The organism is Nakamurella sp., assembly GCF_044224575.1.
GTDB lineage: Bacteria > Actinomycetota > Actinomycetes > Mycobacteriales > Nakamurellaceae > Nakamurella.
The window spans coordinates 157,664-181,711 of record NZ_JBGAKE010000012.1 but is presented as its reverse complement, the minus strand read 5'-3'; the positions used below and the strand labels follow the sequence as shown (position 1 = coordinate 181,711).

Below are 24,048 nucleotides of genomic sequence, written 5' to 3'. Positions count from 1 at the left end.
TGTGGCGAATATGTCAATCATGGGAGCGGACGGCGATGTGGTCAAGCGATTGCGGGTGTCGGCGATGAACGCGCCCGCCAGGCGGACCTACACCTCGGCGGTCCGCGACGACCGGGCCCGGGCCACCCGGCGGTGCATCGTTGACGCAGCAGCCGAACTCTTCCGGCGAGACGGCTACGCGGCCACCACCATCGACGCGATCGCCGCGGCCGCCGGCGTGAGCCGCAAGACCGTCTTCAGCGTCGGTGGCAGCAAGTTCACCTTGCTCAAGGACGCCTTCGACTGGTCCCTGGTGGGAGACGACGAGCCGATCGCGATGGCCGATCGGGAGCCCGTGCAGCGGATCATCGCGACAACCGATCCGGCGCAGGCCGTCCGGCTCTGGGCCGAGATGATCACCGAGACGGCAACCCGGGCGGCATCGATGGCCGCAGTCCTGGTCGCGGCGGCGCAGGTCGACCCGGACGCGGCGGCCATGCTCGGCACCTCCGACGGGCACCGGTTGGCGGGGGCGCGGGCGTTCGTCGACCATCTGGACTCGATCGGGGGGCTGCGGGCGGGCCTGGACCGGGCCGAGGCCGCCGACCTGTGCTGGCTGGCCATGGGCCATGAGCCGTACCAGCGGCTGGTCATCCAACGGGGCTGGCCGCCGGAACGCTACCGGCAGTGGCTGACCGCCGCGGTCGGTCGGGAGTTGCTGGGCGACGGCTGATCGGCCGACAGGTACTTCGACTCTTCTCGACCCTCGACGGTCGGCGCAACGATGGCTTGCGGGCGAGTTCGCCCGCCCTTGCGAGGTTGAGCCACCGCCGCGGAACCTGGGCAGGAGGGTCCCCAATGGAAGTCTGGTGGGTGGCCGTCGTGGTCGCCCTGGCCTTGGCCTTCGACCTCACCAACGGCTTTCACGACTCATCGAACTCGCTGGCGGCCCCGGTCGCGACTCGCGCCATGACACCCGGGCAGGCCCTGGCGGTGACCACCGTCTTCACGGTATTGGGGCCGATCGTGGCCGGCACTGCGGTCGCCGACACCGTCGGCGGTTTGGTGGAGATCGACTCCGGTGAGGTGCTGCAGATCCTGGCCGCCGCGTTGCTCGCCGCGGTCGGCTGGAACCTGCTGACCTGGTGGCTCGGGCTGCCCTCGTCCTCCTCGCACGCGCTGGTCGGCGGACTGGTCGGAGCGGGCCTGGCGACCGCGGGCGCGGGCGCGGTGAACTGGGGCGGTCTTGACGGTTGGCGGCCCGTCGGTGTGCTCGGGGTTCTGGTGGCCCTGGCCGCATCGCCGCTGATCGGCGGCTTCGCCGGGTGGGCGGCGGACGCTTCGGCCCGGCGGGCCCTGCGCCGGGCGGATCGGCGGGTTGCTGGGCCGTTGAAGGCCGGGCAGTGGGCGACGTCGGCGGCACTGGCCTTCGCGCACGGGACCAATGACGCCCAGAAGACCATGGGCCTGATCACGCTGGCCCTCGTGGCGGCCGGCGCGCTGCCGGCGTTCGTGGTGCCGATCTGGGTGAAGATCGCCTGCGCGGTCGCGATGACGGTCGGCACGGCCCTCGGCGGCTGGCGCATCGTGCGGACCGTCGGCCGGGGGATCTACCGGATCCGCCCGCTGGACGGACTGGCCAGCCAGGGGGCGAGCACCGTGGTTATCGGCGGCGCCGCGGCTCTGGGCGCGCCGGTGAGCACGACGCACGTGGTGGCGTCATCGGTGGTCGGGGTGGGCACCGCGCGCCGACGGCGGCACGTCCGCTGGCGGGTGGTTCGGGAGATCCTGCTGGCCTGGGTCGTCACGCTGCCCGCCTGCGCGGTGCTGGGGGCGGTCATCGCGTGGCTGGAGGGAGCGTTGCGGTGAGGATGCACTGGTTTCTGCCGGAGACTCCGGACGTGCTGGGCACGCTGCGAGCCCAGGCCGACGTGACGGTGCGCGGGTTGGCCGCGTTCGCCGGGTGGGCCGGTGGCGCCACGGACCAGGGGCCGGTGGTCCGCGCGACCGAACACGAGGCGGACGGGGTTCGCCGGGCCCTGCAGGTCCAGCTGCGCAAGGCCTTCAGCACGCCGATCGACCAGGAGGACCTCTACAGCCTGTCCGAGCTGCTGGACGGTGTGCTCAACGCCGCGAAGAACATCGTCCGGGAGGCGGAGGTGCTGGCCATCGCTCCGGATGAGCGGGCGGCAGAAATGGCGCACGAGTTGCACGAGGGCATGACCCATGTCCGAGCCGCTTTCGACCGGCTCACCGGCAAGGTCGACGTCGCCACCGGCGAGGCAGACGCGGCGCTGGCGGCCGAACGACGCATGGAGAAGGTCTACCGACGGGCCATGCACGACCTGCTGTCGAACGAGGACCTGCGGCAGGTCATGGCGCGGCGCGAGCTGTACCGCCGGTTGCTGGACGCCGGCGAACGGCTCGCCGCGGTGGCCGAGCGGATCTGGTACGCCGTCGTCAAGGAGGGTTAGCACCCGGCCGGGAGCGCGGCGGAACGCCTGCTGACCGGGACGATCACCCGCCGTCGGCCGCGCGGAGATCGATGAGCACGGCACCGATGTCACGCAGACCGGCCAGCACGCCGTGCAGCTGCGCCTGATCGGCGATCGCTCCCGAGAGCGTGCTGGTGCCCGACCGATCGTGCGTGATGGTCAGGCCCCCGAGCCGGCCCGACCAGTGCTCGTCGAGGTGTCCCCGCACCCGGATGGTGTAGGTGCGGCCGACCGGGTTCACGGCAGCACTCGCGCGGTCGAAGCGACATCACTCGGCGCGACGGCCTCGGCGGCGGTCTCGGCGGCGGGCCGCCGGCCGAGACGGAGCGAGATTCCCGGCCCGATCATCGCCAAGCGGTTCCGAAAGGACGGCAACCGGTCGCACGAATCAGGCGGCAGTGACGGGATCACGGTCACCACGCCGCCCGCCGGACCCCGCTGGTGATCGCTGCTGCGACGACGACGGCGGCCAGGCTGGACGGGACGGTGGTGGCTCTGGTGGTGACGGTCATGTCGGCCCCTCGAATCGGTTGCCGGGACGGGTCGTCCGGCAGGTGCCCGCGACGGTAGGGACGGGCGTGGTGAGACCGCATCACCGCCTGATGTGATCCGCCTGGTGATTGCCCACGGGCGGCGCCGCGCCCGGCGGGGACAGGAGCCCCTGGTCGATCGCTCGGGCGACGGCAGCCCGCCGGGTGCTCGCACCCAGTTTGGTGAAAATGTGCTTGGTGTGGGTGCGCAGGGTGTTCACCGAGACGAACAGCGCGCGGGCGATTTCCGGTCCGGTCAGCTCGGTCGCCAGCAACCGCAACACCTCGATCTCGCGCCCGCTCAGCTCCTCGGTCGGCGTCGAACCGGCGGATGACCCGCCTGCTGACCCGGCCGGGGAAGGGCCGGCCACGGACCCCGTGGCGACCGATGTCGCGTTCAGCAGGTGCGCGGCATGGGTCCGGACACCCGGCGCGGCAGGCCCGGACGGCCGGGTCAACAGCCGGGCCATCGGCGGTCCCTCTTCGAGGAAGAGCCGGCAGTACCCGGCCGGCACGCCATCGTCGAGGGCAACGGCCAGGTCGGTTGTCGCCGCGTCCGGGTGCCCGGCCGCCTCGTGCGCGAGCGCCCGCACCAGACGGATCTCGATGACGCTGCCCCGTCGGCCGGCCGCCCGGGCGACGTCCAGCAGACGGTCGAGTCGTCCGAGCGCACCGGTGAGATCACCCTCGGCGATCAGCAATCGGGCCAGGGTGAGCTGGTCGTACTCGGCGAGGTAGGTGGGCGGATCGCCGGGATCGAGCGACGGTTCGCCGCCGGCACCGTCCGCGGTGACCTCGCGCCCCGGGTCGCCGCGCTGCGGTGGCAGGGCCGGTGTGACCGGTTCGCTCGTGGACGCTCGCTCACGAGCCCAGGCCCGGACGTCCGCGAGCCGTCCCTGAGCGATGCGGACGCGCGCCCGGGTCGCCGCGATCGGTCGCACATCCGGGAAATAGCCTGGTAGGTAGTGGGTCTCGGCCTGATCGAGCAGGGCAACCGCCGCGTCGAGGTCGCCGCGAGCGCGCTGCAGCCCGGCCGCGGTGGTGTACCAACGGTGCCGGTTCTCCGGGAGCGAGCCACCGGGACCGAACTCGTCGGCGATCCGGAGGTGTTCCTCGGCAGCGTCCAGCCGGCCCTGCTCACGCAGGACGTCGGCCAGCCCGACATGCAGGTCGCCCTTGATGCTCAGCGGCGGTCCGCGGTGCCGGCCCGCGGCGTCGAGTGCGTGCTCGTACATCCGGCGGGCTTCGTCCGGCCGGCCCTGGGCCAACACCATCTGGGCCAGGACGACCGTGGCTCCGAGCGTGTCGGTGACCTTCCCCGCGGCGCGCAGGCTGCCGACCGCCCCCGTGAACGTGTCGACCGCGACGTCGAGATCGCCCGCGGCCCAGGCGGCGAGGCCGAGGAAACCGGCCGCGGCGGCCCGCGAATCGTGGTCGTCGCGGTCGGCAACGGACAGCGCCCGCTCGGCCTGCGCGACGGTCCCGGCCACGTCTCCGCGGGCCTGCGCGACGGCCGCCCGGTAGACCGCGACCATGGTCGGCAGTCCCCGCAATTCGGCGTCGCGCGACTCGCCCAGCGCGGCCAGCCGGGGTGACATCGCCACGCCGGACAGCGGTGCGGCGCCCCGCGCCAACGCCGCCTCGGCGGCGTCGAGCCAGGGTTCGACATCGTCGAGGTCACCCTCGGAGAGGCGGGACCAGGCGTGGGCCGCGGCCAGCATGGCCCGGCGGCGCTTCTCCGACTCAGGCAGCACGCCGAGCCAGTCCCGCAGCGTGCGATCGTGGCGCAGCCGGCGCAGCTCGGGCAGACCCAGCTCCACCAGGTCCGCGGCGAGGACGGCGTCCTCGGCGGCCACGGCATGGGTCACCGCGTCGGGCAGCATGCCCGCCGCCGCATACCACCGCGCGGCGGCACCATGCAGGGTGCCGATCCGATCGGCGTCGAGGGCGCGCAGACGAGCACGGAGCGCCTCGGCGAACAGGTGATGGTATCGGTACCAACGTCTCTCGCCGTCGAGCGCGATCACGAACACGTTGTCCCGGTCCAGGGCCTCGAGCATCCGCCCACCGTCGGACCGTCCGGTCAGGGCGTCGCACAGGCCGGCGGTGAGCTGGTCGAGAACCGCGGTGGCGAGAAGGAAATCGCGCTCGACGGCCGGTCGCCGGTCCAGTACCTCCTCGATCAGGTAATCCAACACGAAGCGATTGCTGCCGGTGAACGCCTCCACGAATCCGGTGACGGACTCGGGTGCCTCGGCGCCCGTCGCGGCGGTGCGGACGGACAGCGCGGCCAACTGAAGTCCGGTCGCCCAGCCCTCCGTCCGCGCGCCGAGAGCCGCCACGTGCCCGGGCCCGAGCTGCAGGGCCATCACGTCGTTGAGGAAGGAACCGGTCTCCTCCGGGGTGAACCGCAGGTCGACGGAACGTAGCTCGACGAGTTCGGCGCGAGCTCGCAAGCGGGCCAACGGCAGTGGCGGGTCGACCCGGGTAGTCACGGCGAGCGTGACTCGCGGCGGCAGATTGTCGAGCAGGAAAGTCATCGCGTCGTGGACCTCAGGCCCGTCGATGACGTGGTAGTCGTCGACCGCGAGCACGGTCGAGCCGGCGAGCAGGTCGAGGTCGTTGATCAGGCCGATGAGGACGTCCTGCGGCTGCGGGCGGCCGCCGGCCGCCAGCAAGGATTCGGCCTCGACCCCGACCCGGGGCGCCACCGCGCGGATCGCGGCGACCAGGTGCGACAGGAACTGATGGACGTCGGCATCGCCGCGGTCCAGCGCCAGCCAGGCGACCGTCGAGTCCGCGACGGAGGTCGAGGTCAGCCACTGGGTCATCAACGTCGTCTTGCCGAACCCCGCCGGGGCCGAGATCAGCACGAGCCGCGGGCGGTGTTCCCCGGCGAAGCGCAACCGGTCGACGAGTCGGTCCCGCGGCACGAGCCCCCGTCGTCGCGGGGGCACCCGCACCTTGGTGGCCAGGACCGGCATGGCGCCAGCGTAGGGCCACCGGCCGGTGACGAAGGGGTTCCCGATGTCACCGGTACGCGCCACCATCACGTCCACGCCGGGGTCCGGGCTTGGATCGCCCCGCTGCGGCGAGCGCCGGTCGAGACCATTCGGATGCCGGGGGTGGCGCCCTGCGGCCGGCCGACGCCCTCGGCTGTCAACCCGCCGTCAGGCGCAGCGCCAACACCGGGCAGGCCGCCGCGGCCGCCTTGGCGCGCCGCGCCAGCTTCGCCGGCACCGGTCCGGTGGGCAGGATCGGGTACCCCCACTCGTCCAGGGTGATGGCCTCGGGCAGCTCATCCGCACAGAGGCCATGCGCACGGCAGGCGATGGGATCGACCCGCAGGACCCGCGCGGTCATGGTCGCCGCCCGTTCGTCGTGCCGGCCGCGCCCACCGTGCCGACCGTCGGCCCCAGCGGAACGGCCGCCGACGGGCGGCACGTCCGGCCGGCCAGGTGCTGCTCGAGGTGCCCGCGCCGGTAGGTGGTGATCGCCGCCAACGCCCCCGCGGCCAACGCGACCGTGCCGTCCGGATGACCGCAGGCGCCGCGACCTTTGACGATCGGTAGCCGCCGCTGCAGCCGGTGCAGCGCGGAACGGTCACCGCCGACCAGCGCGGACAGGTCGGCCGCGATGGCCGGCAACCCGAACATGCAGGGCCCGCACTGCCGCGCGCCGGCCTCGGCCTGGTGCCGGACGATCCGCGCCGTCTCCACCAGCAGGCAGGCGCCCGGCGGCAGCACGGTGATCGAGCCGACGCCCCGGCCGGCGCCGGCCGCCCGCAGGTCCGCGGTGCCGAACCCGACCCCGGCGGCCCGGTCCAGGTCCAGCCAGGCGCCGGCGAGCCCGCCGACCAGGGCCCAGCCGGTCGGCGCCGCCCCCGCGCACGCCAGCACGTCCCGCAGGGCGGTGCCGGTGGGCACCTCGACCACACCGGCCCGGTGGACGGCACCGCCAACCGTGATCAGCACGGTTCCGGGCTCCTCCGGGGACCCGACGGCGGCGAACCAGTCCGGCCCGAAACGCGTCAGAAGGGCCAGCTGGGCGAGCGTCTCGGCATTGGCGACCAGGGTGGGCCGCTCCTCGACGCCGCGTTCCCAGATCGGCGACAGTCGCCCGATCGGGCGGGCATCACCGGTGTTCAGGAAGCGGACGATGGACGTCGCCTCGGAGGCCAGGTAGCGGGCGGGGATCGCGACCGGTTCGACGAGGACTCCGGACGGCGGTCGCTGGGCCAGCGCGTGCTGCAGGGTCCGCAACGTCGGCGAGCCCGGGTGCGCGGCCAGCACGACCCGGTCGGCACCGACGGCGGCGGCCGCGGCCAGCGCACCGTCGATCACCAGATGCGGCGAACGATCGACCAACACCGCGTCCTTGGCGGAGGTGGGATCGCCCTCGCAGCAGTTGGCCACGACTACCGCCGGCAGCCGGGATGCCGCGGCGGCCGTGGCCACCGCGGCCAGCTTGCGGGCGCCCGGGAACCCGGCCCCACCCCGGCCGAGTAGCCCGATCCGGTCGAGCATCCGCACCAGGTCGCGCGCCGGTCGGGCCGGCAGTGGCCCGAGCCGGCCGAGGTGGTCGGCGAGCGAGGCGGCCGGCCTGGCCGGCAGCAACCGGTTGACGTCCGACGGGTCCGGTGCCCAGCCCGTCCCGTCCATGCCGGACCCCCCGCCGTGCCGCATTGAGACCGTCGTCATCGCCCGGCCTCGGTCCGGGCCGGCGGGTGGACCACCCGCGCGGCCTGCCGAGCCACCGTGTCCGGATGCCGATCGGGCCGCATCCGGTAGCCCAAGGCCGCCAGAACGGCTGTGGCACAGATGATGTCGACGATGATGAGCCAGGTCTGCCGGCCGTCCCCGCCGGATACCCCCCAACCGTGCAGCAGGGCGATGGGCCACATCGCGTAGGCCGTCAGGTGGACGGCCCGCCAGAGCGGCAGCGGCAGGTGGCGGCGCACGGCGCTGGTGATCCCGATCGCGATCAGCAGATCGACGGCGACCGTGCCCAGCCCGACCCAGAACGGGTCGTAGCCGGCGGCGAACGGCATCACGACGTCCCACCAGGTGATGTCGACGTACCCGTCGACGATCGTGGTGACGATGTGCACCGCGAGGAACGCGATCGCGACCAGGGACAGGGAGCGGTGCAGGCGTTGCACGCCGGCGCGCGGCAGCCCGCCGAAACCGGCCCGGCCGGCGGTCAGGATCCCCAGCACGAGCGTGGCCGTGAACAGGACCAGGCTCACCGCGCCGGTCGCGCGGCCGGCGAACCAGAGAATCTGCGCGTCCATCAGCGGGTCCCGGCCGGGTCGGGCCAGCCGGCCATCGGGTGGGCGGAACCGTCGACATCGATGAGCAGGGCTGGCAAACCCTGACCGGCCAACCAGTCCGGGGCCGCGTCGCCCAGGACGATCGCCGCGGTCGCCGCCGCGTTCGCGTCCAGACACGTTGCCGCGGCGACGGAGACCGTGCGCCACCGGGGGGCCGGGTTGCGCCCGGTGCGCGGGTCGATGATGTGGTGCCGCCAGCCGGTCGCCGTCGACCACCGTCGGGTCGCCGTCGATGAGGTCGCCAGGCCACCCGAGGTGATCGACACTGTTTGGTGCTGGGCGACTGTCGCCCGATGGTCGTCGGCGACGGCGATCCGCCAGCCGCCGGCCGGCGCCGGGCCGGCGACGGCGATGTCGCCGCCGAGGCCGACGAGCACGCCGCCCCCGAGCCGACTCGCGATCCGGGACGCCGCCTCGTCCGCCGCGTACGACTTGGCGGTCGCACCCAGGTCGATGCCGACGCCCGGCGGCACCGTCAATCGGGCGACTTCCGGGTCGTGGTCCAACCGCCAGGCACCCGGGGCGGAACTGCCCGGCTCGGCTCCGGCGCCCAGGAGATCAACGGCTCGGGCCCGGTCGATGACGTCGGCGATGTCCCGGTCGTAGCCGAGCGCGATGACGGCGGCGGCCACCGTGGGGTCGACCAGGTAGCCGGTGGCCGCCGCGACCCGCAAGGTCTGGGCGAGAACGGCATTGAGCATCGGGGACAGCTGCGCGGGCCGGCCCGGCCGGGCCAGGATCCGGCTGATCTCGGAATCGGGCCGGAACCGGCTGCAGGTCGCATCGACCTCGGTCAGCACATCCAGCAGTTCCGTTCTCGCCGGCTCCCGCAGGCCCGGGTCGCTGACGATGAGGGTCGCGGTGGTCGACCAGATCTCGAGGTCCACCCGGTCGGTCGCGGCGAACGGCCGGGTCGCCGTGGTCATCAGGAGCCGCCCGTCGCGGCGTGGCCCGACCCGGAACTGTGGGTGGGCGCCTGAGCGGGCGCGCGCAGCGAGCCCGTGCTCGTCCCCGCGCCGGTGCCCAACCCGGTCGACGAGGTCGCCGCGCCGTCACTGGCCGAGCCCGTCGCCACGGGCGCGGTCGACGTGCTCGCGGCGGCGTCCGTCGCGAGCATCACGGTGACCCCACCGGTCGCCAGGACGGCGGCCCCGACAACACCCGCGGTGAGCCGGTGAACCCGTTGCCGCCACGGGCGACCGTTCGAGGGCGAGGTGTCGGACATGGTCATCGGTTCGCCCTTCGTGGTGTGCGGATTGTCGATCTCGACTGTCGACCCGCGGCTTGTGCGGGGTCTGTGGGCCGCCGGTCCGGCGGCTGAGAAGTCAGGACCCGCCGGAATGGGCCTGCGGACGGCCCTGACCGGCCGCGGGGGTCCGGATCGGAGGGGCCAGGGTCGTCGGTGGGCTGACCCGGTCGGGCGTGGTGGGTGGGACGGCCCGAGGCGTCACCACGGTCGGCGTCGGGCCGGCCGCCGGCGCCGACGTGGCCGGCCGCGGGGCCGGCGTACTGCGCGGCTCCGCGCCGGCCGCCGGGTGGGATTCGGTGGAGCCGGCCGGGGTCGGTGTGCTGGCCGAGGCCGTCGATGCCGGTTGCGCCGCCTGCGCGAGTCCGATGGTCAGGGCGGCCGCACCCAGCCCGGCCACGCCGGCCACGCCGGCCGTGATCCGGCGGACCCGGCGCGGCCATCGACGCTCGGCCGAGCCGCCGGCCGCGGTGTGCTGGGACGCCATGGATCGCTCCTCCTGCGGCCCGGGCCGCGACGAGATAGGACTTCAGCCGCGATCCTGGCCGTCGAAGGTCAGAAGGATCTCGGAAGTCATTCGGCGACGGGTCAGGGTTGCGGAACGGCCGACGGCGCGGCGTGCGCGATGGGGTGGGACGGACGGGTGGCCCACGGGGTGGCGGCGGGGAGCAGGACGGTGGCCGCGCCGACCCCCACCATCAGGGACAGCACGATGGCGATCAACCGCCACCGGCGCCGGCGGGCGGCCGGGCCGATCCAGGAGGCGCGGAGCTCCCGCCAGGACAGCACCGCCGCCTCCCACACATGTCCGAGCACGTGCACCGTCATCAGCACCACCCAGATCCAGAAGCTGGTCTGGTGAGCGGTCAACAACAGGCCGGAGCCGGCGGGCCCGACGAGGATCAACGCGATTCCGGTGCCCAGCAGGGCGACGGTGGACAGGATGACCAGTGGTCCGATCGCCCGCAGCAGCAGCGGGGGTGGACCCTTGCGCCGGTACGGTTCGGCGCGCTGGTAGTACCGCGCGAACCGGTACATCGTGCTGCCGGACTTGAGCAGCACCGGGCCGACCAGCAGGGCGCCGACCACCACGTGCAGGGTCAGCATCTGACGAACGCTCAGGATCGTGACGCCCTCGATGGCCAGCAGCACGAGCAGCACCATGCCGGTCGCCGACGTGAGGCGGGTATTGCCCGCGGGGCCACCGGCCCCGGCGTCGGACTCTTCGTCGGGAACCCCGACCGTCGACCGATCGTCGTCGACGGCCGGCGCGGTCGACGGCGGCGCCGGGATCCAGGCAGGCACCTTCACGTTCATGATCAGCTCCTCCGCGCGATCAGCCCCTGCGGCCGGGTCCATCATCTGGGCCGGATCTCACAGTGCGATCAGAAGCGCGGCGCAATCAGAAGCGCGGCGCAATCAGAAGCGCGGGGCAATCAGAAGCGCGGGGGCCCGGGTTCCCGGGGTACCAATGACACCGTGTCGATCATCACCGGACTCGCCGATCTCGAAGGCCGGATCGCCGGCGAGCTCGACGCGTTGAACCTGCCCGCCGCGAACTGGCCGGCCCCGGTCGACCGGGACGGTGCGGCGGTCCGGGATGTGGTGGTCGTCGGCGCCGGGATGAACGGGATCGCTGCGGCCGGCTCGCTGCGGTTCAAGGGGGTGCGGAACATCCTGGTCCTGGACGCGAACGACCCGGGCCGGGCGGGGCCGTGGACGACGACCGCCCGGATGGACACCCTCCGCTCCCCCAAGACGCTGCCCGGCCCGTCGTTCGGCATCCCGTCCCTGACGTTTCGCGCCTGGTACACCGCCCGTCTGGGCGGACGCGCCTGGGCCGAGCTGTACAAGATCGTCAACCGGGACTGGCAGGACTATCTGAGCTGGCTGCTGCGGATGCTGGACCTGCCGGTGGAACACCGGCGCCGGGTGACCGCGGTCCGGCCGGCCGGCGGCATGCTCGAGCTGACGGTCGACGGCTCCACCCTGCCGGCGCGGCGGGTCGTGCTGGCCACCGGGCGGGCCGGGGCCGGCGGGTTGGAGGTGCCGGACTTCGTCGACCCCGCGCTGTTTCCCGACCTGGCCGCGCATGCCTCCGCGCCCATCGACGTCGCCGCGTTGGCTGGCCGGCGCATCGCGCTGATCGGCGGCGGCGCGTCGGCCTGGGACAACGCCGCTACCGCGTTGGAGTGCGGCGCGGCTCGCGCCGACATGTACATTCGCCGCCCGGTCCTGCCGCAGGTCAACAAGTTTCGCGCGACCACCGGGCCCGGGTACGTGCACGGCTGGGCGGACCTACCACCCCAGGAGAAGTGGCGGTTGATGGTGTATCTGGCCGACCGGCCGGCGCCGGTGCCGCACGAGACGGTGCACCGGGCGCTGCGCCAGCCGAACCTGCACGTCCATCTGGGCACACCGATCCGGCGAGCCGCCCGCCGCGGCGACCGGGTGCGGCTCGACCTGGCCGGACCGCGGCCACGGCTGGTCGACCACGACTTCCTGGTCGTCGGAACCGGCTTCCGGGTGGACCTGGGCCGCGTACCGGAACTGGCCGATCTCGCTCCACACACCCGTCGGTGGAGGGACGTCGTGTCCCACCTCCCGGTCGCGGATCGCCGGCCGCTGCTCGAGGCGTACCCGGACCTCGGCCCCGGATTCGAGCTGCAGCCGAACCACCCGGATGCACCGCCCGAACTCGGGCACGTGCACCTGCTGAACATCGGCTCGCTGGTCAGCCACGGGCCGATCGCCACGGACATCCCCGGTGTCGACGTGGCCGGCGAGCGGGTGGCCCAGGCGATCGTCACATCCCTGTTCCGGGAGGACCTTCCCGTCCTGCGAGATCGCTTGGCATCGTTCGATGTCCACGAACTCGCCGGCACCCCGTTCGACAGTGGTCCGCCGGGGTCCGGCTGACCGGCGCGGGTGCGCGCCGGTCAGGATGATCGCCGGCGCCTACCGGGTCCGCCGGGTGCTCAGCCCGAACCCGTAGCGGTACAACGGGTCGTAGTTCGCGTCGCCGACGTTGATCGGTTCCTGGTCGGCGGTCCGCGGCCAGCTCACCGGCAACTTACCGGTGAAAGCCTGCTTGCCGAACAGGACGTCGGCCACCCCGGCGCCCTCGGTGCCGGGCAGCCAGGAGGCGACGAGCGCGTCGGCGTCGCCGACCAGGTCGGTGACGATCTGCGGCCGCCCCGACACGACGAGCACCACGCAGGTCGGCACCTGGGCGCAGACCCGTTGCACGGTTTGCTTGTCCTGCGGCTGCAGTTCCAACGATTTCGGCTCCCGCGGCACTCCGGCGTCCGCCGGGTCGTAGGCCCATTGCGGGCCGCCGACGTCACCGAATCCCTCCGAGTAAGGAGTCTCGCCGACGGCGACGATCGCCACCTGCGCCCCGGCCGTGGGCGCCGTCCCGTCCGCGCTGTAGGTGACCTTGGCCTTCGGCGCGACCTGCCGGATGCCGTCCAGGATGCTGGTGCCCTTCTGCTGGACGACCCCGCCGGCGTTGTGACTGGAGAAGCCCTGCCAGGTCAGCGTCCAACCGCCGGACTGGTTGCCGATGTCGTCGGCATTGCGGCCGGCGACATAGATGGCCGCGTCCCGCCGCAGCGGCAGCGCGTTGCCGTCGTTCTTGAGCAGCACCTGGGACTCCGCGACGGCCTGGCGCGCGACCGCGCGGTGCTGCGGGGACCCGATGTCGCGCTGGTGAGTCCGGTAGGCGAACGGATGCTCGAACAGGCCCAACTCGAACTTCTTGGTGAGGATCCGGCTCACGGCGTCGTCGATGCGCGACATCGGCACCCGGCCGGCCTTCACCTCCGCCTTGAGCGTCGTCACGAATTCGCCCGCCGTGTTCGGTTCCATGAACATGTCGATGCCGGCATTGACGCCCGCCCGAACCTGCTCGGCATAGGTCCCGGGGAGTTGGTGGATGCCCTCCCAGTCGCTGATCACGAACCCGTCCAGACGCATCTTGGCCTTGAGAACCCCGCTGATCAGTTCCTGGTTCTGGTGCATCTTGATCGGGTTACCGATTCCGTCATCGGTCCAGTCGACGCTGGAGAACGACGGCATTGCGCTGCCCGGGTCGGCGGCGCGGATCACCGACCAGAACGGTGCCAGGTCGATCCGGGCGAAGTCCTGCCGGTTGGTGATCGTGATGCCCTGGTCCACGGTGTAGTCACCGACCGGCGTGCCGTAGGTGGTGTTCCCGTCCCCGGCGAAGTGCTTGACGGTGGCGAGCACATGATCGTTGTCGGCGAGCCCGCGCTGCCCCCGGCCCTGCAATCCGACCACGGCCGCCGTACCCAGCAACGCCACCAGCGCCGGATCCTCCCCGAAGCTCTCATAGCTACGACCCCACCGGGCGTCGCGGGTGACGCACAGGCACGGCGAGAAGTTCCACGGGATGCCGGTCGCTCGCACTTCCTCGGCGGTGATCGCGGCCGCCTTGCTGACCAGCGCCGGGTTCCGGGTTGCCCCCAGCCCGATGTTGTGCGGGAAGATCGTCGCGCCGGCCAGGTTGCCGTGGCCGTGCACCGCGTCGACGCCGTAGATGATCGGGATGGCCAACCGGGTCTTCAGCGCCTCCTCCTGGAACCCGTCCACCATGTCCGCCCAGGCCGCCGCCGTGTTCGGGGTCGGGACCGACCCTCCGCCGGAGAGCACCGAGCCCAGGGCCAACTCGGTGACCTGACCGCGGTGTTCGGTGGCCCAGCCGCGTTCGGCCTGGGTCATCTGGCCGACCTTCTCGGCCAGGGTCATCCGGCCGAGCAAGTCGGCGACCCGCTGCGTGACCGGCCGATTCGGATCCTTGTATGCCGGGCCGCCGTGCCCGCGGTCGGCGACCGGGGTCGCCGCGACCGGCGGAGCGAGAGTCAGGGCCAGGACGGCGGCGGTCAGCATCACGACAAAGCGGGAACCTGCGGTTCGGGCGTTCGGCATCGTTCTCCTGTCACAGGGCACTCACAGAACCTTTCGGACCGTAACAGGGTGATCGCAGAGCGTTATCACCGGCCCAGCGGAAGCGGTGACGCCCCGCACACTTTGCCCGCCGGTGGGTCGTGAGCGGCCGGCGATGCGTCCGTCTGCCAAAGGGGCCGCCCACGGCGGTCGTCCCCGTGCCGATGCCGGCAGAGGCGGTGATCGCCTCGCCGATCGACCCGGAAGGTTTCTCGTGATGTCCTCCCTGTGGGAGCACCTGCGTGTTCGTTGGACCGTGTTGCGCAGCAGACCCGCGCCCGGTTTGCGCACCGCCAAGGCCACGCTCGCCGTGGTCGCCGCGTACCTCCTGACGGCCGTTCTGGGGGTGTCGGACCACCCGATGGTTGCCCCGCTGGTGGCCCTGCTGGTCGTGCAGTTGACCCTGTACAAGACGGTCGTGCACGGCATCGGCAAGGTGGTCGCGGTGCTGGCCGGGGTGCTGGTCGCGGTGTTCGTCGCCAACATCGTCGGGGTGACCTGGTGGAGCCTGGGCGCCGTGGTGGCCGGTTCGCTGCTGATCGGCAAGCTGCTGCGGCTCGGCCCACACCTGTTCGAGGTGCCGATCACCGCCATGTTGCTCCTCGAGGTCGGCGCGACCGGCGGGCTCGGGGTGTCGCGGGTCGGCGAGGCGATCGTCGGCGCGGTGGTCGGCATCGCGGTGAGCGTGCTCGTCGCCCCGCCCCTGTACGTGCAGCCCGCCGGGGACGCGATCGGCGAACTGGCCCACCGGATGGCCGACTTCACCCGCGGCTTCGCCGACGGCCTGCGCCGGCCGACGTGGTCCCGGGCGGATGCCGACCATTGGCTGCGGGCGGCCCGGGCGCTGCGCGCCGACGTGGTGCGGGTCGACCAGGCGGTGGCGCAGGCCGAGGAGAGCGCGCGGCTGCATCCTCGAGCCCGCAGCGCCCGCCGCGGCTGGCCGCGGTTGCGCAGCACCCTGACCGGGCTGGAGCGGGCCCACATCACCCTGCGCACCACCGCCCGGGCGGTGTTGGACCGGACCTACTACCTGCCCGAGGACGAGCAGGGCAATGCCTACACGGCCCGCCAGCGGACGGCCCTCGCCGACCTGCTCACCACCGCCGCGGCGGCCATCGACGCGGTCGCGCCCATCGCCGGCGCGGACGATCCGCAGGAGGCCCGCAGCCGGGTGCATGCTCTGCTCGCCGACCTCGACGAACAACAGCAGTCGCTGAACTCCTTGCTGGCAATCCGGCCCGAGCAGGACCAGGCGGCGTGGAAGCAGCACGGGGCGCTGCTGTCCTCCATCGACCGGCTGAGTGTGGAGATCGCGACGGCGGCCAGCGAGCCCGAGCTCGACAACGATTTCGATCTCATCGCCGCGAGCGGTGACTGACTCACCTCGTCCCCCGCATCGCGGGCACCGCAGCGTTCGTCGGATTCACGAAGGTCGACCAAACCCGGTCGCCGCCGGCGTTCCGAGTTCGCGGCGGCGACCGGGAGACTGTCAGACCTCTTGCCGGGCACCCTGCGCCGGTGTCACCGAACGCAGGACGGGCGAGGTGTAGCCGTTCTCGGCGAAGGCCGCCGGGACGGCGTCGCCGATAGCGCCGACCGAGCCGTTGGTCTCGGCCCGGACGAGCGCGATGACGGATCCGCCGAACCCGCCGCCGGTCATCCGGGCACCGAGGGCGCCGGCCGCCAGCGCGGTGTCGACGGCCAGGTCGAGTTCGGGGCAGGACACGTCGTAGTCGTCGCGCAGCGACGCGTGCGAGGCGGTGAGCAGGTCCCCGATGCCGGCCGCCCGGCCGGCCCGTAGCAGCTCGACGGTGCCGGCCACCCGGTCGTTCTCGGTGACGACATGGCGCACCCGGCGGCGCAACTCGTCGTCGGGCAGCCGGTCGAGCGCGGCGGGCAGGTCGCCGATCGCGATGTCCCGCAGCTGGGGCACGCCCAGCCGGTGGGCGGCGCGCTCGCACGAGGCGCGGCGCTTGCCGTACTCGCCGTCGGCCAGGGAGTGGGCGACCCGGGTGTCCACCACCAGCACGGCCAATCCGTGCGCCGCGGGATCGAAGGGGATGTTCTCGACCGTGCCGGACCGGGTGTCGAAGAGCAGCACGGCGCCCTCTGTGCAGGCGGCGGACGCGGTCTGGTCCATCGGTCCGCACGGCACCCCGACGAAGTCGTTCTCGGCCCGTTGCGCGAGCCGGGCGACCGTCAGCGGATCGGGCCGGTAGCCGGAGAGCGCCGAGACCGCCAGCACGGTCGCGCACTCGACCGCGGCCGAGGACGAGAGCCCCGCTCCGGACGGCACCTGGGAGTCCAGGACGAGATCGACCGGCTCGACGGGTCGCCCGGTCTCCCGCACCGACCAGAAGGCCCCCAGCAGGTAACCGGGCCAACCGGTGACCGCCGGCGAGCCCGGCCAGATGTCGTCCACGGCCACGGACACGACCTCATCGGGCTTCTGCGCGGAGACCACCCGGACCCTGGATGAGTCGGCCCGACCGGCCGCGAGCTGAGCCCGGGCGTCAATGGCGAACGGCAGCACCAGGCCGCCGCTGTAATCGGTGTGCTCACCGATCAGGTTCACCCGGCCCGGGGCGGAAAAGACCCCGTCCGGATCCCGCCCGAAGGTGCGGCGGAACAGATCCGCCGCGGTACTCGCGCTCACCGGGCGGTGATGTCGGGCGGCCTGAAACTCGCGCCGGCCGGCAGCGCGTCGGCGTGACCGGTGGCGCAGTCGTCCGGCACGACCACCTCGTGGTCCTGGGCCATCAGTAGCCGGGTGACCACCGAACCGGTGTCGCCGGCGCCGCCGACGACGAGCGCCTTCATCGGGTGACCGATCCGGCCGTGGTTGAAGCGTTGTCCGCGGACGGCACCCACACGTCGCGCAGCCGCTGGGCGGCGATCTCGGGGGTGATGTCGTTGACGAACGCACCCATCGCCGATTCCGACCCGGCCAAGAACTTGATCTTGCCTTCGGCCCGCCGGATAGTGAGCACCTCCAGATGCAGCCAGTAGTCCTGGGCGTCGGCGTGGACCGGGGCCTGGTGCACGCCGGTGATCGCCGGCAGGGAGTCCTCGAACAGCCCCTCCATCCGCCGGATGACCTCCAGGTACAGCGCGGCCAACGCATCCCGCTCGGCGTCCCCCAGTTCGGTCAGGTCACGGACCTGCACCCGCGGGTACAGATGAACCTCGACCGGCCACCGGGCGGCAAACGGCACGAAGGCCACCCAGTGCTCGTTCTGCGCCACAATCCTGGATCCGTCGGCGATCTCGCCGGCCAGCAGCTCGCCGAACAGGTTGCCGCCGGTCCGCGCCCGGTGCTCCTGGGCGGACCGGACCGTGGCGGCCGTCTTCGGGGTTGCGAACGGGTACCCGTAGATCTGCCCGTGCGGATGGCCCAGGGTCACCCCGATCTCCACCCCACGGTTCTCGAAGCAGAAGACCTGCTCGACGCCGTCCTGCGCGGACAGCGCAGCGGTGCGATCCGCCCAGGCCTCGATGACGGTGCGCAGCCGCCGCGGCGGCATGACCGACAGCAGCGCGTTGTGGTCGGAGGTGAAACACACCACTTCGCATCGCCCGGTGCCCGGTCGGGTCTGGAACAGGCTGCCGGTCGCATCGGTCACCGTGGCGACGTCCCCGCTGCCGGCGAACGACGGGAAGCGATTCTCGAAAACCACCACATCGTAGGAAGGCGAGGGGATCTCGCTCTGGTTCGTGGCCGACGACGGGCACAGCGGGCAGGCGTTCGCCGGCGGGTGGTAGGTGCGGGTCTGCCGATGCCCGGCGATCCCGACCCACTCGCCGAGCAGCGCGTCGTACCGCATCTGGGACCCCGGAACCACCTCCGCAAGGTCTCGGGGATCGACCAGAACCCGATCCTCGTGAACGGTTTCGTCGAAGTAGATCAATTCGCGGCCATCGGCCATCCGGGCCACGGACCTGGTCACCGCAGCGGTGCGGGGGGTGGTGGTCACGGCGTCATTCTCTCCCGACGAGCCACCATGCTTCAACAGTGACGCACACATCTATTGGGCAGACATGTTCCATTGTGATTGATTTATCCTATGTTAATCGCCTTGACCGGCGCGGGCTGGCGGATTGCCCTCCTCGCGCCGAAACCAGGGGATGGTGCTGAGGTCAACCGGGATGTCCCGCCGGTCGGGCCCGACATACCGGGAGCCGTCGCCGTCCACCCACGTGCCGGCAGGGAAGCGGACCCGCCTGGTGCTGACCCCAGGTTCCAGAACGGGCGCGACGAGAATCCTTCCACCGAGGGTGAACTGGTCGGCCATGCCCGGGTCGGCCGGGTCGGCATAGGCCGGTGATCGCAGGATGGGCTCCCCGGTGCGCGCGGCATTGTCGACCATGTCCAGCAGGTCGGGCAGCAGGGATTGCCGCAGGTCCACGGCCGCGCGCACGGCGGCCAGGTGGTCGCGGTCCAGGACCCGGTGTGGCGCCAGGGAGAACTGCATCATCGGGTGCAGGGCGGCCAGCTGGGCGTACCGGACGAACAGTTCCTGGTCGACCCCGGCCGAGGCCTGGGCGAGGTCCCCGCCGCCGATCATGTCCGGGCAGCCGAACGGGTGGCCGATCAGGCCCTGCGCGATCGATTCCGGGATCAGCGAGGCCAGCCCGTGACCGCCCCAGGTCGCCGGCTTGTCGTGCAGGCGCTGGGCGAGCGGGGCGCCGCCCATCTTCCAGCAGGCGCGGTACTCGTTGAGCGGGTAGCCCAGCCCCAGTTGCGCCCAGGCCTCGCACTGCCCGGCGGGGTCGGCCATGGTGAAAGAGACGTCGTCGGCGCGGTAGTCGCGCAGATCGCCGCCGTCGAACTTGAAGCCGTCCACACCGAACTGCTGGAGGGCATCCAGCTCTCCGGTGAGCCAGGCGACCGCGTCCGGGTTGGTCACGTCCAGGATCGCGCTGTCGCCGTTCCACCAGGTCCGGATCGCGACCCGGCCGTCGGGCCGGCGGACGAGCAGGCCACGCGCCTGAAGGTCCCGGCGGGTGGCGCTGTCCGGGCTGATGAACGGCACCAGCCACAGCATCACCGGGCATCCCCAGTCATGGAGCGTGCTGATCATGCCGGCCGGATCTGGAAATGCCCCGGGGTCGAACTGCCAGACGCCGTAGTCCTTGCTCCACCGGTCGTCGATCATCACCACACCGGGTGGGAAACCCGCGTCGAGCAGCCCGCGAACGTAGCCGAGCACGCCCTGCTGGGTCGGCGTGTACGGCAACTCCATCCAGGTGTTGTATTGCGGGCCGGCGAACATGGCCGGGTCGGGAGACCGTCCGGACGGCGGGAAGTGCCGGTCCGCGGCGGCGCGGAAAGCGCCGGCCAGGGCGGCGGTCTCGCCGGCGCCGACCTCGATGCCCCGGCCCCGCAGGGTCAGCCGTCCCGATGCGAACGTGAAAGCGAATGGATTCGCCGACCAGACGTAGCGGCCGCGGTCCGACACCAGCAGCGGGGCGGACTGATTCGCACCGGCCGTCGGATCGTCCAGATAGCCGGCGTTGAGGCCCAGGTCGCGGTGGTGGTCCCGCGCGCCGAAGGGCATCGCCGTGCCGTCGGCCACCGCACCGCCCCACCACCGTTCGCCAGGGTGCAGGGGCAGAATCAGCTCCCTCATCGACGGGCCGACATCGTCGATGTGAACGATGCGGCCGGAGCGCAGCCGGGGGCGCACGGGGTCGACCTGCCCGCCGTCGAGGCCGGCGTGGTCACCACAGCGGCCGACGGACCAGCCGTCGTCGAGCACGCGGAGCTCCGCGCCGATGACGGCGGCCCGGTGACGGATCGGCGAACCGGGGCCGTCCGGGGCCGGCGGCCGGGGCCGGGTCGACACCGGCGGCGGACGAGGGTCATCGGGTGGATCACTTCCCTGGGCAGTGTCGGCGGTCGGCGTTCATGCTCCGGCACACGGTGCTCCGGTGCCGGTCGGGGCGGGTGGTCGGGTACCCAGCACCAATGGTCCCCGATGGCGCCCACGGCCATGTCACGGACCCGGTCGCCGAAGGATGCGGTCGACCGGCTCGCGCCCGCCGGGAACGACGGCTCGGACACGATCGGGTGGACAGACCCGAGCGATTCTCGATTCCGCCTTGAAATGAAACCATATAGTTTCCTATACTGGCCAGGTGGAGACGGTCTTCCGGGCACTCGCCGATCCGACCCGGCGCGCCCTGCTCGACGAGCTGTTCGCGCGCGACGGGCAGACCCTGGCCGCACTGTCCGCCCGGCATGGGATGACCCGGGTCGGCGTGGCCAAACATCTTCGTCTGCTGGAGGAGTCGGGCCTGGTGGTCACCCGCCGCCGCGGGCGCGAGAAGCTGCACTACCTCAATGTCATCCCGATCCGGCTCGTCCACGACCGATGGGTGAGCAAGTACACCGAGCCATGGGCCGGCGGCCTGACCGGCCTCAAGCGGGAACTGGAGCAGCAGATGGAGAAGGTCTTCGAGATCTACATCCGCACCACACCGGAGCAGCTGTGGGCAGCCATCACCGACCCGGCGACCCGGGCCCGGTACCACTTCGGCAATTCGATCACCTCCGAGTGGCTTCCCGGTTCGTCGTACACGCTCACCCACCCGGGGGCTGACGGCCCGCTGGCCGAGGGTGAGAACCTGGTGGTGGAGCCACCTCTGCGCCTGGTGCAGAGCATGCGGACGCGGTGGAGCCCGGAGGCCGAGCAGGCCGGCACCACCCGGGTGACCTGGCAGATCGAGCCGATCGACGACTCGTGCCGGCTGATCGTCACCCATGATCAGCTGGCCGCCGACGCTCCCCCGGAGCTGTACGGCGGGTGGCCGATGATCCTGTCCGGGCTCAAGACCTGGCTCGAGACCGGTCAACCCCTGACCACCCCGGGGTCCCTGATGTACGACTCACCCGCCCGAACCCCGGAAGAGGAGAGAATCCGATGACAGTCGAAGCTCCGCTGGACAAGTCGTTCACTGCTGTACTGGAGCGCAGCCCGGCCAAGGGAGGCTGGACGTTCGTGGTCACCGACTGGAGCGCGGAGTTCTTCGGCACCCGCGGCCTGGTCAAGGTGGCCGGCACGGTGGACGGGCACCCGTTCCGCAGCTCGTTCATGCCGCTCGGCGACGGCACGCACAAGCTGGCGATCCGGGCCGACCTGCGGGACGCGATCGGCAAGCAGGCCGGCGACCCGGTCGATGTTCGGCTGACCGAGCGGATCGGTTGACGCAGACATCGGAACGTCGGCCGACCTGGGCGCGCGAATCCCTAGAACCGCTTGCCGAGATCTTTTGCCGCATTGACGGCCTCGTTCCGTGTCTCGTCCCAGTCACCGGTCAGGGTGGGATGGAAGTGAATCTCCGCGACGTCCTCGATCCCCGTCCAGTGCAGCCAGTCGGTGAAGTAGGTTGATTGGAAGTCGCGGCCGAACTCCGGTCCGAGTCCGGGCCCCCAGACCGCGCTGGTGTAGACGACGGCCGCCTTCTTGCCCCGGCCGGCCAGCAGGTGGCGGTACCCGGCCTGCGGATCGACACCGAATACCGCGCCCGGCTGGGAGATCACGTCGATGAACTGCTTGAGGATGTAGGGCACGCCGCCGTTCCACATCGGCACGCTGAACAGCACGCGATCGAACGCGTCGAACCGATCGAAGGCGCCCAAGGCGGCGCGCCAGGCCTCGGCGGCCGCACCTTCGGGATCGGCTCCACCAAACACGGCCATCTTCGCCGCGGCGGCATCCGGCCCGAACTCGGGCAACGAACCGTCCCACAGATCCCAGGTGTGCATCTGGGCATCGGGGTGCACGTCGCGGTAGGCGTCGAGGAACGCGTCGGCGATCCGAAGTGACTCGGACGCGGTTCCGCGTGGGCTCGACGAGATGTGCAGCAGCGTGCTGGTCATGACGGTCCTCCTGAGGTCCGAACTTCTGGCCTAACCGGACTGCGGTCCGGTTGCTGGCAGAACGATAACCGGACTACAGTCCGGATTGCAAGGGAGGTGTGATGACGAAGACAAGCCCGGGGCGGGCGCCGTCGGGTGGTATGGCCCTGCCGCCGGCCGGCGATCGCCGTCCACTGCTGCCGTTGGCCGGTGACCGCCCGCCTGCGCTGCGGGCCGATGCCGCCCGCAACCGGGCCAAGCTCCTGACGGCGGCGGCCGCGCTCTTCCGCCAGAAGGGGGTCGACACGGTCAGCCTGGACGAGATCGTCCGCACCGCCGGCGTCGGCAAAGGCACGCTCTTCCGGACCTTCGGGGACAAGAGCGGCCTGGCCGCCGCGCTGCTGGACGAGCGCGAGCGAGAACTCCAGCAGCGCATCCTGTTCGGGCCACCGCCGCTGGGGCCGGGGGCCGGGCCGGTCAAGCGGATCGTCGAGTTCGTCCGCGAGTACGTCGGCTATGTCGCCGATCACATCGACCTGGTACGGATGAGCCAGACCGCGCGTCCGGACGCCCGGTTCGACACCGGGGCGCACCAGTTCTGGCGCACGCATCTGGTCTACCTGGCCGGCGAGGCCGGCCACCCCGATCCCCGGCTCGTCGCCGACGTCGTGCTGGCCGCGGTCACCGCCGAGCAGATCGGGTACTGGATCCGCCGGGACGGGCGGACCGTGGGCGAACTCGCCGACCGGCTGGCGGGCGTGGCCGAAACGTTGGCCTGCCGGTCACCCCGTGGTGATCACGAACGAGGACCCCTCCCGTCCGGGGAATGAGGTCGGGTCCGCGATCGATGCGGACCGGGGTCGGGGTCGAGAACCGTCGGAACGACCTCGTCGGCACGTTCCGCGCGTGCCCGTTCGGCCTGCCTGCGCAGCCCGTCGAGCAGTAGATCGAGCCCAGCGCGGAACTGCTCGACGTCGTCATGAGTTCGGAAGACGTCGAGAATGGAGTGCAGAAAGGGGAACTCGGTCTCGTCGAGAGCGCGCCACTGTTCGACGACCCCTGCCATGTACTGATCGCGGGTCAGGTCGCCGGCCGCCACCTCCGCCGGCGGCTGCTGGCCGATGTCGGCGGCCAGCCCGATCACGAAGCCGATGACCGCCGACGTGGCGTCGAACGACTGGCGGGGAGTCAGCCGCAGGCGCAGGACCTGACCGCCCATCCGCTCGAACAGCTGCAACGAGTTCGGCTGGAACCCGGTGTTGCGCAGGAAGTAGCCGCTGAGCCAGGGGCGGGCATCCGCGGCCGCAAAGAGCGCCAACGCGATCCCCCGAATGGCGTCGATCGGGTCGTCCTTGTCCACGAACCGCTCGGTGTCCGCCAGGACGGATTCCAGTACATGATCGGCGGCGCGGTCCAGCAACTCGTCCTTGCTCTGCACGTACCAGTAGATGCTGCCGACGCCGCCGCCCAGGCGGGCGGCCAGGGAGCGGAAGGTGAGGGCCGGCTCGCCGGCCTCGTCCAGCAGCCGGACCGTCTCGGTCAGCACCGCCTCCATCGAGTGCGAGGCACGGCGGCGCTCGGGTCGGGTCCGGCGTGGGTCCTGAATCACTCTTGCAGTCTATCGAACGTGGTTCTAT

24 protein-coding genes are annotated in these 24,048 nt (G+C 72.0%); 8 read left to right on the top strand and 16 right to left on the bottom strand.

Going from position 1 to position 24,048, the window contains the following annotated elements; translation table 11 throughout:
* Positions 1-19 precede the first annotated feature (19 nt).
* The 3 genes from ACILSK_RS15470 (at position 20) to ACILSK_RS15460 (ending at position 2,453) form a co-directional block, all read left to right on the top strand.
* Positions 20-712, top strand: coding sequence for a TetR/AcrR family transcriptional regulator (locus ACILSK_RS15470; RefSeq protein ID WP_395728061.1), 693 nt, complete (start codon positions 20-22; stop codon positions 710-712).
* Between the two features lie 125 nt (positions 713-837).
* Complete coding sequence (locus ACILSK_RS15465; protein WP_395728060.1) at positions 838-1,848, top strand: anion permease; 1,011 nt, start codon at positions 838-840, stop codon at positions 1,846-1,848.
* A 2-nt stretch (positions 1,849-1,850) separates the two neighbouring features.
* A complete protein-coding gene (locus ACILSK_RS15460) occupies positions 1,851-2,453 on the top strand; it encodes a DUF47 domain-containing protein (RefSeq protein ID WP_395728079.1) in 603 nt (200 codons plus the stop codon).
* A gap of 43 nt (positions 2,454-2,496) precedes the next feature.
* Here the strand turns inward: ACILSK_RS15460 and ACILSK_RS15455 are convergent, their stop codons facing one another.
* From ACILSK_RS15455 to ACILSK_RS15415, 9 genes are all read right to left on the bottom strand, one after another.
* Complete coding sequence (locus tag ACILSK_RS15455; protein ID WP_395728059.1) at positions 2,497-2,715, bottom strand: hypothetical protein; 219 nt, start codon at positions 2,713-2,715, stop codon at positions 2,497-2,499.
* A 351-nt stretch (positions 2,716-3,066) separates the two neighbouring features.
* Entirely contained in the window at positions 3,067-5,988 is a 2,922-nt protein-coding gene (locus tag ACILSK_RS15450; RefSeq protein ID WP_395728058.1) for a tetratricopeptide repeat protein, read from the bottom strand.
* Positions 5,989-6,163: 175 nt separating this feature from the next.
* Positions 6,164-6,367: a ferredoxin gene (locus ACILSK_RS15445; RefSeq protein WP_395728057.1), complete on the bottom strand. Its 204-nt coding sequence runs from the start codon at positions 6,365-6,367 to the stop codon at positions 6,164-6,166.
* The gene (locus ACILSK_RS15440; protein ID WP_395728056.1) at positions 6,364-7,704 is read right to left on the bottom strand and encodes an NADH-ubiquinone oxidoreductase-F iron-sulfur binding region domain-containing protein; all 1,341 of its coding nucleotides are present in this window, start codon (positions 7,702-7,704) and stop codon (positions 6,364-6,366) included. The genes ACILSK_RS15445 and ACILSK_RS15440 overlap by 4 nt, the downstream gene beginning before the upstream one ends.
* Positions 7,701-8,297 carry a ferric reductase-like transmembrane domain-containing protein gene (locus ACILSK_RS15435; RefSeq protein WP_395728055.1) on the bottom strand — a complete coding sequence of 199 codons (597 nt, stop codon included), beginning with the start codon at positions 8,295-8,297 and terminating at the stop codon, positions 7,701-7,703. Before ACILSK_RS15435 ends, ACILSK_RS15440 begins: the two co-directional genes overlap by 4 nt.
* A complete protein-coding gene (locus tag ACILSK_RS15430; protein ID WP_395728054.1) occupies positions 8,297-9,262 on the bottom strand; it encodes an FAD:protein FMN transferase in 966 nt (321 codons plus the stop codon). The genes ACILSK_RS15435 and ACILSK_RS15430 overlap by 1 nt, the downstream gene beginning before the upstream one ends.
* Positions 9,262-9,567 (bottom strand): hypothetical protein, encoded by a 306-nt coding sequence (locus ACILSK_RS15425; RefSeq protein WP_395728053.1) that lies wholly within the window; start codon positions 9,565-9,567, stop codon positions 9,262-9,264. The genes ACILSK_RS15430 and ACILSK_RS15425 overlap by 1 nt, the downstream gene beginning before the upstream one ends.
* Before the next feature lie 94 nt (positions 9,568-9,661).
* A complete protein-coding gene (locus ACILSK_RS15420) occupies positions 9,662-10,069 on the bottom strand; it encodes a hypothetical protein (RefSeq protein ID WP_395728052.1) in 408 nt (135 codons plus the stop codon).
* 101 nt (positions 10,070-10,170) lie between these two features.
* A complete protein-coding gene (locus ACILSK_RS15415) occupies positions 10,171-10,899 on the bottom strand; it encodes a hypothetical protein (protein WP_395728051.1) in 729 nt (242 codons plus the stop codon).
* A gap of 162 nt (positions 10,900-11,061) precedes the next feature.
* On the opposite strand from ACILSK_RS15415, the gene ACILSK_RS15410 reads away from it, so the two are divergent.
* Positions 11,062-12,501 (top strand): FAD-dependent oxidoreductase, encoded by a 1,440-nt coding sequence (locus ACILSK_RS15410; RefSeq protein ID WP_395728050.1) that lies wholly within the window; start codon positions 11,062-11,064, stop codon positions 12,499-12,501.
* A gap of 39 nt (positions 12,502-12,540) precedes the next feature.
* Here ACILSK_RS15410 and ACILSK_RS15405 read toward each other — a convergent pair whose 3' ends face one another.
* Positions 12,541-14,532 (bottom strand): glycoside hydrolase family 3 protein, encoded by a 1,992-nt coding sequence (locus ACILSK_RS15405; protein WP_395728049.1) that lies wholly within the window; start codon positions 14,530-14,532, stop codon positions 12,541-12,543.
* Between the two features lie 235 nt (positions 14,533-14,767).
* On the opposite strand from ACILSK_RS15405, the gene ACILSK_RS15400 reads away from it, so the two are divergent.
* A complete protein-coding gene (locus ACILSK_RS15400) occupies positions 14,768-15,928 on the top strand; it encodes an aromatic acid exporter family protein (RefSeq protein WP_395728048.1) in 1,161 nt (386 codons plus the stop codon).
* Between the two features lie 111 nt (positions 15,929-16,039).
* Here the strand turns inward: ACILSK_RS15400 and galK are convergent, their stop codons facing one another.
* From galK to ACILSK_RS15380, 4 genes are all read right to left on the bottom strand, one after another.
* The gene (gene galK / locus ACILSK_RS15395; protein ID WP_395728047.1) at positions 16,040-17,206 is read right to left on the bottom strand and encodes a galactokinase; all 1,167 of its coding nucleotides are present in this window, start codon (positions 17,204-17,206) and stop codon (positions 16,040-16,042) included.
* Positions 17,203-17,370 carry an NAD-dependent epimerase/dehydratase family protein gene (locus tag ACILSK_RS15390; RefSeq protein WP_395728046.1) on the bottom strand — a complete coding sequence of 56 codons (168 nt, stop codon included), beginning with the start codon at positions 17,368-17,370 and terminating at the stop codon, positions 17,203-17,205. The genes galK and ACILSK_RS15390 overlap by 4 nt, the downstream gene beginning before the upstream one ends.
* A complete protein-coding gene (gene galT / locus ACILSK_RS15385; RefSeq protein WP_395728078.1) occupies positions 17,367-18,497 on the bottom strand; it encodes a galactose-1-phosphate uridylyltransferase in 1,131 nt (376 codons plus the stop codon). Before galT ends, ACILSK_RS15390 begins: the two co-directional genes overlap by 4 nt.
* Positions 18,498-18,617: 120 nt before the next feature.
* On the bottom strand, positions 18,618-20,396 hold the full coding sequence (locus ACILSK_RS15380) for a glycoside hydrolase family 31 protein (protein ID WP_395728045.1): 1,779 nt from the start codon (positions 20,394-20,396) through the stop codon (positions 18,618-18,620).
* Between the two features lie 292 nt (positions 20,397-20,688).
* On the opposite strand from ACILSK_RS15380, the gene ACILSK_RS15375 reads away from it, so the two are divergent.
* Together ACILSK_RS15375 and ACILSK_RS15370 are read left to right on the top strand one after the other, a co-directional pair.
* Positions 20,689-21,477, top strand: a complete 789-nt coding sequence (locus tag ACILSK_RS15375; RefSeq protein ID WP_395728044.1) for an ArsR/SmtB family transcription factor — start codon at positions 20,689-20,691, stop codon at positions 21,475-21,477.
* Positions 21,474-21,758: a DUF1905 domain-containing protein gene (locus tag ACILSK_RS15370; protein ID WP_395728043.1), complete on the top strand. Its 285-nt coding sequence runs from the start codon at positions 21,474-21,476 to the stop codon at positions 21,756-21,758. The genes ACILSK_RS15375 and ACILSK_RS15370 overlap by 4 nt, the downstream gene beginning before the upstream one ends.
* Positions 21,759-21,799: 41 nt before the next feature.
* Here the strand turns inward: ACILSK_RS15370 and ACILSK_RS15365 are convergent, their stop codons facing one another.
* Positions 21,800-22,432, bottom strand: a complete 633-nt coding sequence (locus ACILSK_RS15365) for an FMN-dependent NADH-azoreductase (RefSeq protein WP_395728042.1) — start codon at positions 22,430-22,432, stop codon at positions 21,800-21,802.
* A gap of 101 nt (positions 22,433-22,533) precedes the next feature.
* On the opposite strand from ACILSK_RS15365, the gene ACILSK_RS15360 reads away from it, so the two are divergent.
* Positions 22,534-23,241, top strand: a complete 708-nt coding sequence (locus ACILSK_RS15360; RefSeq protein WP_395728041.1) for a TetR/AcrR family transcriptional regulator — start codon at positions 22,534-22,536, stop codon at positions 23,239-23,241.
* Here ACILSK_RS15360 and ACILSK_RS15355 read toward each other — a convergent pair.
* Positions 23,208-23,966, bottom strand: a complete 759-nt coding sequence (locus ACILSK_RS15355; protein ID WP_395728077.1) for a TetR/AcrR family transcriptional regulator — start codon at positions 23,964-23,966, stop codon at positions 23,208-23,210. The two genes, ACILSK_RS15360 and ACILSK_RS15355, sit on opposite strands and share 34 nt — an antisense overlap.
* Positions 23,967-24,048 lie beyond the last annotated feature (82 nt).